This is a genomic window from Streptomyces sp. N50, assembly GCF_033335955.1.
Classification (GTDB): Bacteria; Actinomycetota; Actinomycetes; order Streptomycetales; family Streptomycetaceae; genus Streptomyces.
The window spans coordinates 5702886-5717139 of sequence record NZ_CP137549.1; the positions used below are offsets into that span (position 1 = coordinate 5702886).

Annotated in this window: 16 protein-coding genes; 6 read left to right on the forward strand and 10 right to left on the reverse strand. The window is 69.7% G+C overall.

Translation table 11 applies throughout. From position 1 onward, the window contains the following. Window positions 1–11: 11 nt before the first annotated feature. From R2B38_RS25740 to R2B38_RS25755, 4 genes are all read right to left on the reverse strand, one after another. Window positions 12–812 (reverse strand): TetR family transcriptional regulator, encoded by an 801-nt coding sequence (locus tag R2B38_RS25740; protein ID WP_318018352.1) that lies wholly within the window; start codon window positions 810–812, stop codon window positions 12–14. 11 nt (window positions 813–823) lie between these two features. Then, complete coding sequence (locus R2B38_RS25745) at window positions 824–1360, reverse strand: thiol-disulfide oxidoreductase DCC family protein (protein WP_411978496.1); 537 nt, start codon at window positions 1358–1360, stop codon at window positions 824–826. After that, window positions 1357–1764 (reverse strand): hypothetical protein, encoded by a 408-nt coding sequence (locus R2B38_RS25750; protein ID WP_033280152.1) that lies wholly within the window; start codon window positions 1762–1764, stop codon window positions 1357–1359. The genes R2B38_RS25745 and R2B38_RS25750 overlap by 4 nt, the downstream gene beginning before the upstream one ends. 96 nt (window positions 1765–1860) lie before the next feature. Further along, window positions 1861–2271 (reverse strand): VOC family protein, encoded by a 411-nt coding sequence (locus R2B38_RS25755; protein ID WP_318018353.1) that lies wholly within the window; start codon window positions 2269–2271, stop codon window positions 1861–1863. 85 nt (window positions 2272–2356) lie between these two features. Here R2B38_RS25755 and R2B38_RS25760 point away from each other — a divergent pair, with 85 nt between their 5' ends. Both R2B38_RS25760 and R2B38_RS25765 read left to right on the forward strand, forming a co-directional pair. Next, window positions 2357–2749 carry a hypothetical protein gene (locus tag R2B38_RS25760; protein ID WP_318018354.1) on the forward strand — a complete coding sequence of 131 codons (393 nt, stop codon included), beginning with the start codon at window positions 2357–2359 and terminating at the stop codon, window positions 2747–2749. After that, entirely contained in the window at window positions 2746–5229 is a 2484-nt protein-coding gene (locus tag R2B38_RS25765; protein WP_318018355.1) for a DUF4132 domain-containing protein, read from the forward strand. The genes R2B38_RS25760 and R2B38_RS25765 overlap by 4 nt, the downstream gene beginning before the upstream one ends. A gap of 13 nt (window positions 5230–5242) precedes the next feature. Here R2B38_RS25765 and R2B38_RS25770 read toward each other — a convergent pair whose 3' ends face one another. From R2B38_RS25770 to R2B38_RS25795, 6 genes are all read right to left on the reverse strand, one after another. Further along, window positions 5243–5851: a Uma2 family endonuclease gene (locus tag R2B38_RS25770; protein WP_318018356.1), complete on the reverse strand. Its 609-nt coding sequence runs from the start codon at window positions 5849–5851 to the stop codon at window positions 5243–5245. 158 nt (window positions 5852–6009) lie between these two features. Continuing rightward, on the reverse strand, window positions 6010–6789 hold the full coding sequence (locus R2B38_RS25775; protein WP_318018357.1) for a succinate dehydrogenase iron-sulfur subunit: 780 nt from the start codon (window positions 6787–6789) through the stop codon (window positions 6010–6012). Then, window positions 6789–8543: a succinate dehydrogenase flavoprotein subunit gene (gene sdhA, locus R2B38_RS25780; RefSeq protein ID WP_318018358.1), complete on the reverse strand. Its 1755-nt coding sequence runs from the start codon at window positions 8541–8543 to the stop codon at window positions 6789–6791. Before sdhA ends, R2B38_RS25775 begins: the two co-directional genes overlap by 1 nt. 24 nt (window positions 8544–8567) lie before the next feature. Next, window positions 8568–9050 (reverse strand): succinate dehydrogenase hydrophobic membrane anchor subunit, encoded by a 483-nt coding sequence (locus R2B38_RS25785; protein WP_318018359.1) that lies wholly within the window; start codon window positions 9048–9050, stop codon window positions 8568–8570. 5 nt (window positions 9051–9055) lie between these two features. Then, window positions 9056–9436: a succinate dehydrogenase, cytochrome b556 subunit gene (gene sdhC, locus R2B38_RS25790; RefSeq protein ID WP_079660228.1), complete on the reverse strand. Its 381-nt coding sequence runs from the start codon at window positions 9434–9436 to the stop codon at window positions 9056–9058. Between the two features lie 182 nt (window positions 9437–9618). Continuing rightward, window positions 9619–10257 (reverse strand): 2-oxo-4-hydroxy-4-carboxy-5-ureidoimidazoline decarboxylase, encoded by a 639-nt coding sequence (locus R2B38_RS25795; protein WP_318018360.1) that lies wholly within the window; start codon window positions 10255–10257, stop codon window positions 9619–9621. 212 nt (window positions 10258–10469) lie between these two features. Between R2B38_RS25795 and R2B38_RS25800 the strand changes: the two genes are divergently transcribed. The 4 genes from R2B38_RS25800 to R2B38_RS25815 all read left to right on the forward strand — a co-directional run bounded on the left by R2B38_RS25800 (window position 10470) and on the right by R2B38_RS25815 (window position 14214). Continuing rightward, window positions 10470–12113 carry a glycoside hydrolase family 20 protein gene (locus R2B38_RS25800; protein WP_318021787.1) on the forward strand — a complete coding sequence of 548 codons (1644 nt, stop codon included), beginning with the start codon at window positions 10470–10472 and terminating at the stop codon, window positions 12111–12113. 119 nt (window positions 12114–12232) lie between these two features. After that, complete coding sequence (locus R2B38_RS25805; RefSeq protein ID WP_318018361.1) at window positions 12233–12928, forward strand: DUF4328 domain-containing protein; 696 nt, start codon at window positions 12233–12235, stop codon at window positions 12926–12928. Window positions 12929–13073: 145 nt separating this feature from the next. Further along, the gene (locus R2B38_RS25810) at window positions 13074–13700 is read left to right on the forward strand and encodes a hypothetical protein (protein ID WP_318018362.1); all 627 of its coding nucleotides are present in this window, start codon (window positions 13074–13076) and stop codon (window positions 13698–13700) included. 112 nt (window positions 13701–13812) lie between these two features. Next, window positions 13813–14214, forward strand: coding sequence for a hypothetical protein (locus R2B38_RS25815; protein WP_318018363.1), 402 nt, complete (start codon window positions 13813–13815; stop codon window positions 14212–14214). Window positions 14215–14254: the final 40 nt, after the last annotated feature.

Here is a 14254-nt window from a genome sequence, read left to right on the forward strand (position 1 = left end):
GACCTGAGTGCTCAGGGGCGTTCGTCGTCGGCGGGTCCGGCGGCGGGCGCCCCGCGCTTCTCCTGCTTCTTCTTCGCCTTCGCCGGATCGGGCAGCGCGTTGGTCATGCCCGGCAGGAAGTCCGTGAACAGCTCGTGCACCTCCAGGACGAGCGGCCGCAGCACCCTGAAGCGCGCGAGGGACACCCCGCGCGCGGTGAGACGCGCTCCGCGCTCGGCGAGCCGGTAACTCCGCTCACGGCCCTCGGTCCGGTCGAACACCCAATAGAGCACGAGCCCCATCTGGGAGAGCCACATCAACTCCGGGAGCACGTCCCGCAGTTCCGGCGCCACCTTGGTCTTCGCCCCGAACAGCACCTCCTTGTGGACGCCGATCGCCTGCACACGCGCGTGCTCGCTCTCCGCGGAGAACGGGCTCAGCGGGCTGTCCGGGTCGGCGGCGTTCTTGAAGAACTGCACCGCGAACTGGTGGTACGGCTTCGCGATGTCCAGCCACACCCGCAGCACGCCCGCGAGCCGCGCCTCCAGATCGGTCTCCCGGTCCAGCACCTCGCGGACCGCGACCCGGTGCTCCTCGGCGAGCCGGTCGTAGAAGCCCTGGATCAGGTGCTCCTTGCCGGCGAAGTAGTAGTAGGCGTTACCGACCGAGACGCCCGCCTCCTTGGCGATCGCCCGCATCGTCGTCTTGTCGTAGCCGTGCTCCTCGAACAGCCGCATGGCCGTCTCCAGGATGAGCGCACGGGTCTGCTCGGACTTCGCGGACCTGGCGGGCGTACCGCCGTCCTCTTCGGGGCTGTCGTTCTTCGCGGGCACGGAAAGAGAGCCTATCCAGTGGGGCAGGAACCGTCGGCGCAGCCCGGCGCGGTGTAGCTCCACCCCTGGCGCGGGTCGTACGACCAGCCGTCGCCCTGCCGGTACACCCCGCCGCCCCACCGGCCTGCCTTCGCCCCTCCGGCGCCCCACTGCGCCCCGCGCCACTTGGCGGCGGCGAGCACGGCGCCCCTCGCGAGGCGGGCCCCGGCCGGAGTGTTCAACCGGTGTGCCAGGGGCCGCTGTTCGCGCAGGGCCCACAGGGTGACGATCCAGGCGGCGGCGCCCTGGTAGACCTGCCCGGAGTCGCCGACGACGGTGACCTCGTCGAGGGTCGCGCGGTGGTCGAGCCCGGGAAAGCGCCGCCGGGCCTCTTCGGAGGACGCCGGTACCAGCTCCAGGGGCACCAACTGCGGCTGCCGTACGAGCCAGTCGCGCACGAAGGCGCACAGGGCGCAGTCGGCGTCGTAGAGGACGGTGAGCCCGTGGACCGGGACGCGCGAGGCGTCCCGGTCCTGGGTCCCGCCGAGGGCCGGGGCCACCCCCGTCACGCCCCGGCCGTCGGCGGAACCCACCCCTGCGGCGCGATGGGCGGCACCTGCTCCCGCTCCATGACCCCCCGCCGCCGGATCTTGTTCAGCACGAACACGTTCCCCAGGTGCATCACCCCGAGCACCAGCAGCACCACGCCCACCTTCTTCGACAGGGCCTCGAAGATGCCCCGGGTGTCGTCGATGGTGCCGTCGCCGCTCAGGTACAGGGCGACGAACCCGAGATTGACGAGGTAGAAGCCGACCACCAGGAGGTGGTTCACGGCCTCCGCGAGTTTCTCGTTCCCCTGGAGGACGTCAGCGAGGAAGATCCGCCCGTTGCGGCTGAGCGTGCGGGCCACCCAGACGGTGAGTCCGATGCTGACGATCAGATAGATGACGTAGGCGATGACCGTGCGGTCCATGCGCCTCCCCCTTCTTGAACACGTTCAAAAGTGCCGACAGGAAGAACTGTAGGAGCATTTTTGAACGTGTTCAACTTGCTTGCGCTGGGACCTGTGTCACACCCGCCGCGCCAGCTCCGGCCGCTTCGAGTAGTCGGTGAATCCGATGACGTTGCCCCAGGGGTCGGCGATCTCGACGGTCCACCCCGTGGCCACGGAGAAGGGTGCGTCGAGGAGGGGGATGCCGGCGGTGGTGAGGTGTTGGGCCGCCTTCCGCGCGTCCGGCACCTCCAGCCACACACGCGGCGAGGGCCACGGCGGCGGCCGGTGCCCCAGCCCTTCCTCGTGGCGCAGCAGCACCCCGGGTGTCTCGCCGCCGACCTTCAGGATCGCGATCCCGGCCTCGTCGAGGCGGAACCCGACGGTGAATCCGGCGCGCTCGTAGAAGGGGACCGCCTCGGCGAGGTCCCCGACGGGGAGGAGGACGTTGTCGAAGCCGAGCAGTTCGTACGACTCTTCATCTGACATGCCATCAGATTAGGTCGATGATCGGCGCAGGCCCGGGATTGCCGACGGAGCCGGATTGTCAGTGCCGACTCGTACTGTCGGAGGCATGGGAATCGTGACGTTCGTCGACGAGACGACAAGCGGGAGCCGTAGCGACGGCTGGGGGCTGGAGATCGCCGAGGAGCGCATCCGCGTGCGCGAGCTGATCCGGCGCCGGGTGTTCCAGGAGGTCGCCGAGTACAACACGCGGACGCCCGGCGTGTTCCAGGGCCTGGTGCAGCCGCAGGACACCGAGCGGGTGCTGAACGGATACGCGCTGCGCACCCCCCGCCGCATAGACCCCGAGGTCCAGACGGAGCTGGCGCTCGCGGCCTTCGCGGGCAACGGCTTCCTGCTGCTGGTGGGGGACCGTCAGCTCACCGGGTTCGACGAGGAGATCGAGCTGGGCCACGGCGTCGAGGTCACGTTCCTGAAGCTCGTCGCGCTGGTGGGTGGATGATGGCCGACACGACCACCGCGTCCGCCCAGCAGGCTCGTGACGTGCTCGGCCTGATCGCCGCCGAAGAGAGCGACATCGTTCCCCACCTGCTCGTGCTCGCGGAGCTGGTGGACGACCAGTGGCACGCGCGCTCACCCGGCGGCCCCGTCGTCGAGGCGGTGCTCGGCTCCGGCCAGGGCTTCCAGGACCGCCTGACCCGACGGCTGGCGGAGCGCTACGAGGCGTCGGCACAGGACGCGGTCGAGCGCCGCCGCGTCAAGCGCCTGCTCCACGCCGTCCGGGGCCTGGCGACCATCGAGGGCCAGCCGTCCGACACCCGCGCCGTCCTCATGCGGCTGCTCGCCGACCAGGAAGTGCACTACTCCCCGGGCCAGTTGGCCCGGCTCGCCGAGCTGGAGTTCGCCGAGGGCCGCGAACTCCCCGGAGCCTTCGTGGCGTTGATCCGCCGTACCCGGCTGTTGGGGTGGAACACCATGAAGGTGCTCGACCCGATCGCCGACCGGATCACCGGTCCCGTCGTGAACCCCGGAGAGGCCTGGTCCGACGTGGCCCTGGCGGAGCTGGCCGGCCTCGGCGAGGACTGGCAGCGCCTGGTCGCCCACGCCGCGACCGCCACCGCCGCCCGTCCCTCCACGAAGTGGGACAAGACCGGGCAGGCCCTGGTCGACACCGTCGGCCCGGACGCCGTACGCATCCAACTGGCGCCCTGGCTACGGCTGGTGGGCCGGCCGCGCACCCACCCGCTGGTCGACACGGGGCACGCGGGGGAGAGCTTCGACCCGTACAACGCCACCGTCCTGCGCGGCCTGGTCTGGCTGCTGTCCCTGCTGCCGCCGCACCCCGACACCGCCCGCGCCCTCGGCACCCTCGTGGAGACCTCGCTGCGCAAGGTGGCGGGCCTCGGCCCGGTCAACCCCAAGGTCGCCAACGCGGCGGTCAACGCGCTGGCCCGCGTCGACAGCGAGGCGGCCCTCGCCGAACTCGCCCGCCTCGGCACCCGCGTCACCTACAAGGGCACCCTCAAGCTGCTGAACACCGCGCTGGACGCCAAGGCCGAGGAGAAGGGCCTCAGCCGCGAGGAGGTCGAGGAACTCGCCGTCCCCGCCTACGGGTTGACCCAGGTCGGCCGGGCCGAGCACCGGCTCGGCGAGGCCACGGCCGTGCTGGAGGTCAACGGCCCCAAGGTGGTGCTGAGTTGGCGCACCGCCGCCGGAAAAACCGTCAAGAGCGTGCCCGCCGCCGTTCGCCGCGACCACGCCGACGAGCTCAAGGAGCTGAAGGCCGCCGTCAAGGACATCGACAAGATGCTCACGGCGCAGAGCGAGCGCCTGGACCGCCAGTTCCTGGCCCGCCGCACCTGGGCGTACGGAGCCTGGCGCGAGCGCTACCTGGACCATCCCCTCGTCGGCACCCTGGCCCGCCGACTGCTGTGGACGGTCGACGGGACGACGGTCGGACACGCCGACGGAGAGCTGCGCACGCTCGCCGACACCCCGGTGACCGACGGGACGGAGGTCGCGCTCTGGCACCCCGTCGGACACACCCCGGACGAGATCCTCACCTGGCGGGACTGGCTTGAACGGCACGCGATCACCCAGCCGTTCAAGCAGGCCCACCGCGAGGTGTACCTCCTCACGGACGCCGAGCGCACGACGGACACGTACTCGAACCGCTTCGCCGCGCACGTCCTGCGCCAGCACCAGTTCCACTCCCTGGCGGCCGTCCGCGGCTGGCACAACAAGCTCCGCCTGGCCGTCGACGACGAGGCACCGCCCGCCGTCCGCGAACTCCCGCGGTGGGGGCTGCGCGCCGAGTACTGGATCGAGGGCGACGGTGGCGACGACCACGCCGACATCACCGAGTCCGGCAGTTATCTGAGGCTGCGCACCGACCAGGTCCGCTTCTACCCGCTCGACGCGCCGCCCAACTCCGCGCACTGCTACGGCGGCGAGTACCGGATGCGCCCGCGCGGCGGAGCGGCTCACGTCGACCCGCTGCCCCTCACCGCGATCCCGCCGCTCGTCCTGTCCGAAGTCCTGCGCGACGTCGACCTGTTCGTCGGCGTGGCCAGCGTCGGCAACGACCCGACCTGGCAGGACGGCGGCCCCGGCGGCCGCTTCCGGGAGTACTGGACGTCGTACGGCTTCGCGGAGCTGAACCAGAGCGCGCAGACCCGCCGCGCCCTGCTGGAACGCCTGATCCCGAGACTCGCGATAGCCGACCGCTGCACCCTGGAGGGCCGCTTCCTGCACGTCAAGGGCGAGCGCCACACGTACAAGATCCACCTCGGGTCCAGCAACATCCTGATGACCCCGGACGACCGGTACCTCTGCATCGTCCCGGGCTCCAACCCGTCCGTCCCGCAGGCCGGTTACCTGCCCTACGAGGGGGACCGGATGCTGGCGGTGATCCTCAGCAAGGCGATGCTGCTGGCCAAGGACACGGAGATCACCGACCCGACGATCCTGAGCCAGTTGTGAGCGGGCGGCGAGGTCAGTCGGTCTTGGGCTGACCGGCCGTGAGGATCTCGGCGACGTCGAGGGTGACTTCGGCGCCGATGGACTTGGGCAGGGTGACCACTTCGCCGGGGGAGTGCGGGCGGTGGCTCTCGTAATCGTCCCCCGTGGGGTTGGTCAGGACGTGGAGGCGCTGATGCCTGCGGTCGATGATCACGTAAACCGGAACCTTGGCGGCGGCGTACGCCTTCACCTTGTCTCGCAGGTCGGTCCGGTAGTTGCTGGAGGTGACCTCCAGGACAAGGCGGAAGCAGACGGGGTCGTGGCAGTTGTTCTCGACGCAGTGATCCCGGTAGTCCGCGTCGACCACCACAAGGTCGGGGATCGCGTAGTCCTCTGTTCCGGTCGGCAGCCAGAGGCCAATGCCTTGGAGCACCTTCGACTCCGTCCCGTGCAGACCGGAAGCCGCGAAGAGCAGCATGAGCTCGGTCAATGCCTCGGCGTGCGGGCCGTCCGGGGGCGGGCTCACGAGGATCTGGCCTCCGATGATCTCGACTCGGTAGCCCGGGTTGCGATCCATGAGACGGTTCGCCTCCGCGATCAGCGGACGGTCGTCGTGGGGCCGCTCGACGGATGCTGCGGACATCGCGTGCCTCCTGCTGGGCTGGTGTCGAGAGCATCATCGTAGGCCGGACAGCGCCGGTATGTCCTTGACGATCACGTTCACCCAAACGGGCACCGCGCGCAGGAGGGCCCCGCTCCCAACCCGGAAACGGGGCCCTCGCAGCCGTACAGAAAACAACCTCAGAAGCGGCGCGTGATCAGTGCGCGCTTCACTTCCTGGATGGCCTTCGTGACCTCGATGCCGCGCGGGCAGGCGTCCGTGCAGTTGAAGGTCGTGCGGCAACGCCACACGCCGTCGCGGTCGTTGAGGATCTCCAGGCGCTGCTCGCCCGCGTCGTCACGGCTGTCGAAGATGAAGCGGTGCGCGTTGACGATGGCGGCCGGGCCGAAGTACTGGCCGTCGTTCCAGAAGACCGGGCACGAGGACGTGCAGGCCGCGCAGAGGATGCACTTCGTGGTGTCGTCGAAGCGCTCGCGGTCCTCCGCCGACTGGAGGCGTTCCCGGGTCGGCTCGTTCGTGTCGTGGGTGATCAGGAACGGCATGACGTCCCGGTACGCCTGGAAGAACGGGTCCATGTCGACGACCAGGTCCTTCAGGACCGTCAGACCCTTGATCGGCTCGACCGTGATCGGCTTCTCGGGGTTGAGGTCCTTGATCAGGGTCTTGCAGGCGAGACGGTTCTTGCCGTTGATCCGCATCGCGTCCGAACCGCAGATGCCGTGGGCGCACGAGCGGCGGAAGGTCAGCGTGCCGTCGATGTCCCACTTGATCTTGTGGAGGCCGTCGAGGACGCGCTCCTTGGGGTCGATCTCCAGCTGGAAGTCCTCCCAGACCGCTTCCGCCGAGACCTCGGAGTTGAAGCGGCGGATGCGGAAGGTGACCGTGATGTAGGGGGAGTCGGCGAAGCCGGGCTCGGGCTGGCCGGCCGCTTCTTCCTTGTCCAGAACAGGGGTAGCCATCAGTACTTACGCTCCATCGGCTGGTAGCGGGTCTGGACGACCGGCTTGTAGTCGAGACGGATGGACTCGGTGCCGTCGTCGCCGACCTCGCGGTACGCCATGGTGTGGCGCATGAAGTTGACGTCGTCGCGGTTCGGGTAGTCCTCGCGGTAGTGACCGCCGCGGGACTCCTTGCGGGCGAGCGCCGAGACCGCCATGACCTCGGCGAGGTCCAGGAGGTTGCCGAGCTCGATCGCTTCCAGCAGGTCCGTGTTGAAACGGCGGCCCTTGTCCTGGATCGAGACGTTGCGGTAGCGCTCGCGCAGCTCCGCGATCTTCTCGACGGCCGTCTTGATCGTCTGCTCGGTGCGGAACACCATGACGTTCGCGTCCATGGTCTCCTGCAGCTCGCGGCGGATGACCGCCACACGCTCGGTACCCGTCGAGTTGCGCAGGTTCTCGACCTGGTCGATGACCTGCTGCGCCGGGTCCTCCGGCAGCTCGACGTACGACGCCTTCTGCGAGTACTCCGCCGCGGCGATGCCCGCCCGGCGCCCGAACACGTTGATGTCCAGGAGCGAGTTCGTGCCGAGGCGGTTGGCGCCGTGGACGGAGACGCAGGCGACCTCGCCGGCCGCGTAGAGGCCCGGGACGACGGTGGTGTTGTCGGTGAGGACCTCACCCTCGACGTTCGTCGGGATGCCGCCCATCGCGTAGTGCGCGGTGGGCTGGATCGGGATCGGGTCCGTGTACGGCTCGATACCGAGGTAGGTGCGCGCGAACTCCGTGATGTCGGGCAGCTTGGCGTCCAGCTGCTCCGGCGGGAGGTGCGTCAGGTCCAGGTACACGTGGTCGCCCTCGGGACCGCAGCCGCGGCCCTCACGGATCTCCGTGTAGATGGAGCGGGACACGACGTCACGGGACGCGAGGTCCTTCATGACCGGCGCGTACTTCTCCATGAAGCGCTCGCCGTCCTTGTTGCGGAGGATGCCGCCCTCACCGCGGGCGCCCTCCGTCAGCAGGATGCCCATGCGCCAGATGCCGGTCGGGTGGAACTGGAAGAACTCCATGTCCTCCAGCGGCAGCCCGCGCCGGTACACGGCGGCCTGGCCGTCACCGGTCAGGGTGTGCGCGTTCGACGTCACCTTGAAGAACTTGCCGCAGCCGCCGGACGCGTAGATCACGGCCTTCGCCTGGAAGACGTGGATCTCGCCGGTCGCCAGCTCGTACGCGACCACGCCGACCGAGGTCTTCACGCCGTCGACGTCGGCGATCAGCTGGTCGAGGACGTAGAACTCGTTGAAGAACTCCACGCCCTCCTTCACGCAGTTCTGGTACAGCGTCTGGAGGATCATGTGGCCGGTGCGGTCGGCCGCGTAGCAGGACCGGCGGACCGGGGCCTCGCCGTGGTTGCGGCTGTGACCGCCGAAGCGGCGCTGGTCGATCGTGCCGTCCGGCGTGCGGTTGAACGGCAGGCCCATCTTCTCCAGGTCGAGGACCGAGTCGATGGCCTCCTTCGCCAGGATCTCGGCGGCGTCCTGGTCGACCAGGTAGTCACCGCCCTTGATCGTGTCGAAGGTGTGCCACTCCCAGTTGTCCTCCTCCACGTTGGCGAGCGCGGCGGCCATACCGCCCTGCGCGGCGCCCGTGTGGGAGCGGGTGGGGTAGAGCTTCGTCAGGACCGCGGTGCGGCTGCGCTTCGTCGACTCGATCGCGGCGCGCATACCGGCGCCGCCGGCGCCGACGATGACGGTGTCGTACTTGTGGATCTTCATCAGGAAATTCCTCAGCCCCGTTGCCTAACGGATGTTCGGGTCGAAGGTGAAGATCACCAGCGTGCCCAGCAGGATGGTGAACACCGTGGCGGTGTAGAGCAGGCCCTTGAGCCACAGCCGGGTGTTCGCGCGCTCCGCGTAGTCGTTGATGACCGTGCGCAGGCCGTTGGCGCCGTGCAGCATCGCGAGCCAGAGCATCAAGAGGTCCCAGACCTGCCAGAACGGCGAGGCCCAGCGGCCCGCCACGAAGGCGAAGCCGATCTTGGAGACACCGCCGTCCAGCACGAGCTGGATCAGCAGGTGGCCGAGGACCAGGACGACCAGCACGACGCCGGACAGGCGCATGAAGAGCCAGCCGTACATCTCGAAGTTGCCCCGGGTCGACTTCGGGGTCTTCTGGGTGCGCTTGCGGGGGGCCTCGATGAGGGGCGCGGGGTTGTCCACGTTGTAGAGGGACTCACCCTCGACCGGGCCGATGCCGGAAGCGGTGGATTCGGTGGTGGCCATGGGTGTCAGCTCCCGAACAGTTCACGAGCGGCGTGGCCGAGCACGGGGTAGATCGCCCCGAGCATGAGCACGACCCACAGGCCGACCACGGACCAGAGCATCTGCTTCTGGTAGCGCGGGCCCTTCGACCAGAAGTCGACGGCGATGACGCGCAGGCCGTTGAGGGCGTGGAACAGGATGGCGGCGACGAGGCCGTACTCCAGCAGCCCCACGATCGGCGTCTTGTAGGTGGCTACGACCTTGTCGTAGTCCTCGGGGGAGACACGCACAAGAGCGGTGTCCAGCACGTGTACGAACAGGAAGAAGAAGATGAGGACGCCGGTGACTCGATGAGCCACCCAGGACCACATTCCTTCCCGGCCGCGGTACAGCGTTCCAGCCGGCACGGAAGAACCCTCCGGGAGCGGGGATTTAGGGCCGCGCCGGCTTCTCTGTCGGTCGGGCCCGGCCGGGTACGGTCCTCCGGCCCTCAGCATCGTATCCAGGCGCTGACGCGGGTCTTACGGCGGGCCTGCTGGTGTGATCAAAATGGCACTCAAAGGTGCGCGTATGGGCTAGTTTCGGGCGGCTAATGGGGTGGGGGTTCTTGTTGTTTGCCGGGTGCGGCGCCGTTGGGGCTGGTCGCGCAGTTCCCCGCGCCCCTAAAGACAAAAGCCCTCAGCAGCCGTCCTCTTGCCAGGCGCCGTAGCTCCTCCGCCACCACTACCCGTTCCTCCTCCGGGTCGTTCGTCAAGCGTGACCGGATGCCTGCCAGGACGTGGTCCAGGACCTCGTCCGGGGCGATGCCGTCCGCGCAGATGACGAACACGTGGCCGAAGCGGGCCTCGTACGCCGCGTGGGCCGCGTCCAGGGCCATGTGGGCGGCCTCGTACGTGTCGTCGGGGAGGACCGGGAGCGACTCGCCCGCCAACGCCTCCGCCAGGTCGCCCGCCGTCAGGTCGTACGACGCCTCGTCGGACGCCGCGAGTAGGGCGTCGAGGTCGGGGTAGGGGCGGTGGTCTGTGAGGCGGCGGGTCCAGCGGTGGCTGTGGAGGCAGTTCAGCAGGGCGGGCCGGATGTCGTCGGCGGGCGCGGAGTTGAAGCCCTCCAGCGAATTCGGGGACCGCGAGGTGCGGGACTGCTCGGGCAGCGCCGGTATGGCCACTCGGCCGGGAAGGTCGGGGAGCTGGGGGAGGCGGTGCGCAGGCAGGGTGGATCCTCGCGTCACGGACGATGCGGCAGGGATGCGGCAGGGGGTGCGGTGCTGAAGAGTGAGAAGTGCGTCACCACGTTATCGGGAGTGGTCATGAGGTGTCCGACAGATGCCCGAATTTCACCCGGACGGGAGAGTTTCGGAACGCGTGGTGGACACCCGCGATCCACCCGGGGCCGTAGGTTGGCGCCGTGAGCCAGCACAGGCGCCGCTCGTCGGCGAAGCAGGTGAAGCAGAAGCAGCGGAAGCGGGGGCTGATCGCGGTCGCCGCGGCCACGGTGGTCGTCGCGGGCGGGGTGGGCCTCGGGCTGTGGTCGGCGTCCGGCGACGAGGGGGATTCCGGGGGCACGGCGGTCGGGTCCGCCGACGAGACCTCCGCGGCCTCGCGCGGCGCGGCCTCCCGTGCCGCGTCCCCGACGCCGAGTCCGAGTCCGACCCGGTCGTATCCGCTGTCGCAGACTCCCCGCACCATTCCCGCCGTGCGCTCCCACACCCCGGCGCGCGGTCCCGGCTGGCGGCCCGCCAAGGGGAACCGGGTCGTCGTCGAGGACGCCGATCTGGTCGACGAGGGGCGGCTGATCGCCGGGGAACTGGGGCTGACGTACGGCGGCGAGGCGAGTGACGTGCGGGCCGGGGACGTACGGCTGGCGCTCAACGACGACGAGGGCGCGAACCCGGAGTCGTACGCGATGACCGTGCGCGGGGGGAGAGTCAATATCAGCGGGCCCTCGGACGCTGGGGTGTTCTACGGGACGCGCACGCTCAAGCAGGAAGTGCACGGGGGCGGTACGGCGCCGGAGGGCGTCGTGCACGACCAGCCCGCCAAGCCGCGGCGGGGGTTCATGCTGGACATCGCGCGCAAGCCGTTCACCGCGGGCTGGATCGAGGACCGGGTACGGGAGTTGGGGGACCTGAAGTTCAATGAACTGGGGTTGCACTTCTCCGACGACCAGGGTTTCCGGATCGAGTCGACCAGTCATCCCGAGGTCGTGTCCAAGGACCATCTCACCAAGGCGCAGGTCAAGCAGATCGTCGATCTCGCCACCAGTCGGCACATCACCGTCGTGCCCGAGATCGACTCGCCGGGGCACTTGGGTGCGGTGATCGCCGCTCATCCCGATCTGCAGCTGCGGAACGTGTCGGGGGTCGCCACGCGAGGTGCGATCGACATCTCCAAGGACGCCTCCGCCGCGATCGTCGACCAACTCCTCGACGAGTACGCCGGGTTGTTCCCCGGCGACCAGTGGCACCTCGGCGGCGACGAATACCAGGCGCTGACCGTCGCCAACCCCCAGGCGTCCTTCCCGCAGTTGGCGGCCGAGGCCGTCAAAGCCTACGGCTCCGGCGGCACCGTCGCCGACCTCACCACCGGCTGGCTCAACGACCGCGCCGACACGGTCCGCGACCACGACCGGACGATGCGGGTGTGGAACGACGGCTTCCTCAAAGGGACTTCGGTGACGGCGGCCAAGGATCTCCAGGTCGCGTACTGGACGGGCAAGGAGATCGGCGCCCGGCAGCCCGTCGCGTATCTGAGCGCGGGGCGCAAGGTCCTCAACTACAACGACGAGTACCTCTACTACGTCCTCGGCGAGCCGCAGACCTTCGTCTATCCGACGGGGCGGCGGATCTACGAACAGTGGACCCCGCGCGTGCTGCGCGGTACGACGGCGGTCCCGGCGAAGTACGACTCCCGGATCCTCGGCGGGTCGTTCGCGGTCTGGTGCGACCTCGCCAACTCGCAGACGCAGAACCAGGTCGCGGCCGGTATCCGTATGCCGCTGCGGGCCACGGTCCAGAAGCTGTGGGACCCGGGGACGCCCGCGCTGACCTGGACCCAGTTCAAGTCCCTTGCGGACAAGGTGGGTTGAGCGGGGGGCGGGGCGGAAGGCCGAGCGGGCGGGCGTTGCGGCTGGACGTGTGAGGGCTGAAGAACGTATGTTCCCCTCTCTTCTGTTCGCACTCGGGGGGTTTCACCATGTCCGTTCCCATGCCCACGCCCGGATCCATGCCCGGGCCCGTGCCCGGTCCCTACCTGCGCTCGCCGGTCGGACTCGGCCGCGCCGCCGTCGCACTGCTCGGCCTCGTCATCGCCGCCGACCTGTTCGCCGTCTACGCCGATCTCGTCCTCTACGACGTGACGGGCGACCTCATGGACGGCGCGTCCGCCGGTGCGGCCGCCGGGAGGCTGGACGACGCGGACTCGCTCAACACGGTGGCCGGTGGCGTCCAGGCGGTCTCGCTGATCGGGTGCATCATCGTGTACCTGTGCTGGTTCGTGCGGGTGCGGGCCAACGCCGGGGTGTTCGCCCCCGACACGCAGAGCATGAAGCCCGGGTGGGCGATCGCCGGGTGGTTCGTCCCGTTCGTGAACCTCTGGTACCCGCGCCGGATCACCCGTGACATCTGGGACGCCAGCAGCCCGCTGGGCGCCCGCAGGTCGTATCTGCTGGTCAACGCGTGGTGGACGCTGTGGATCGTGTCGCTCCTCGCCGACCGGGTGGGCACCGCGCAGTCCGGGGACGCCGACACGGTGGACGGGACCCACTCGGGCGCCTATGCGATGGCGATCTCCGACGCCCTCGACATCGCGGCCGCGGCGCTGGCGATCGCGCTGGTGCTGCGGCTGACCCGGATGCAGCACGCGAAGGCGCTGGCGGGACCGGGCATTCCCGCCGGGATCTGAGGGATTCCGTTCAGTTGGCCGAAAACCTCTTCTTCCCTTTTCTCTGCCTGCTCGGGGGTGTCCCGTGTGACACTCCCGGGGTGGGGCGCGCCGCCAGGGGAGATGCGGGCTCCATAGGGGAGGGGCCCCGCCGAGGGAGGTCTGGATGAGTCTGGTGGAACTGATCGCGCAGGCCGACGAACGCGCGCTGGCTGCCAGTGGACTGGCTTGTTTGGATCGGTGCGTGCCGCTGCTGGGCGGTGACGACGAGGTGCTGCGCCCGCTGTGGACCAGCCTCGCCGACCCGGCCGCGGGGGAGACGTGGGGCGAGTGCCTGGAGCGGGCTCGCGCCAAACTGCCCGCGCTCTTCGAGGAACCAGGTGAGGAACCCGGAGAGGAGCCCGGAGCGGGATCCGGTGAGGAATCCGGTGAGGATCGCGCCGTTCAGCTCGCCCGGCACATGCTCGCGACCGCACCGGCGGTTCCGGCCGGCGCCGAGGTGCGGGAGTGGGCCGACGCCTGCTCGGTCGCCGCGCTGCGGATCCACCGGCTCCTGGAGGTCATGGCCCCCGCCGACGGCGCGGACGGCACCGATGACATCGACTCCCGCCGTGAAGGTCGTACGGAGGGAATCTCGCCCCTCGTCGCCGCCGAGCTGCGCCGCCAGATCGCCGTCCTCGAACTCCTCGCCGGCAGCGGCTCGGGCGGACTGCGGCAGGTCCTCGCGGTGTCGACGGAGGGGCGCCGGGTGCTGCGCGCGGTGGTCTCGCGGCGGGCGCGCGGGCGGAGTTGAGGGCGCGGTCTGTGACCGTTGTGCGGTGGGGGTGGGTCGGTCCTGCGCCGGTCCGGGGAAATGCCTGGATCGGGGTGCCCCGATGCCCCGTGACTAGGGTTTTCTCGGTGCGATGACACACGTGATGACAGCGCGCGAGCACAGGCCCTCCGCCGCCGCGCGGCCCGTGCGGTGGGCGGCGGACGCGGTGGCGACGATGCGCGAGGGGGCCCGGGTGCGGCTCGACTACTCGGCGCAGAGCCTGTGGCGGGTCGACCGGACGATCGAGGAGATACGGCGGGACGGGGCGCCGTACGCCGCCGTCGAGAGCGAGTTGCGCGGGTTCGGGGCGTATGCCGGTGAGGTGATCGCGCGGCAGACCGGCGGTGAGTGGTGGGCGACCGGGGGCGAGCACTGGCTGCGCACTCCGGAGGGGCGCTTGTGGGACCCCATCGACGAGGCCCGGCGGTGTTTCGGCGGGCACGGGTCGCTGCGGCTGCTGTGCCGGGACGCGGTGAACGGCGTTCGCCGGTAAGGGAGTTCACCCCCCTGGGCCCAGCGCCCGGCACGTAGCC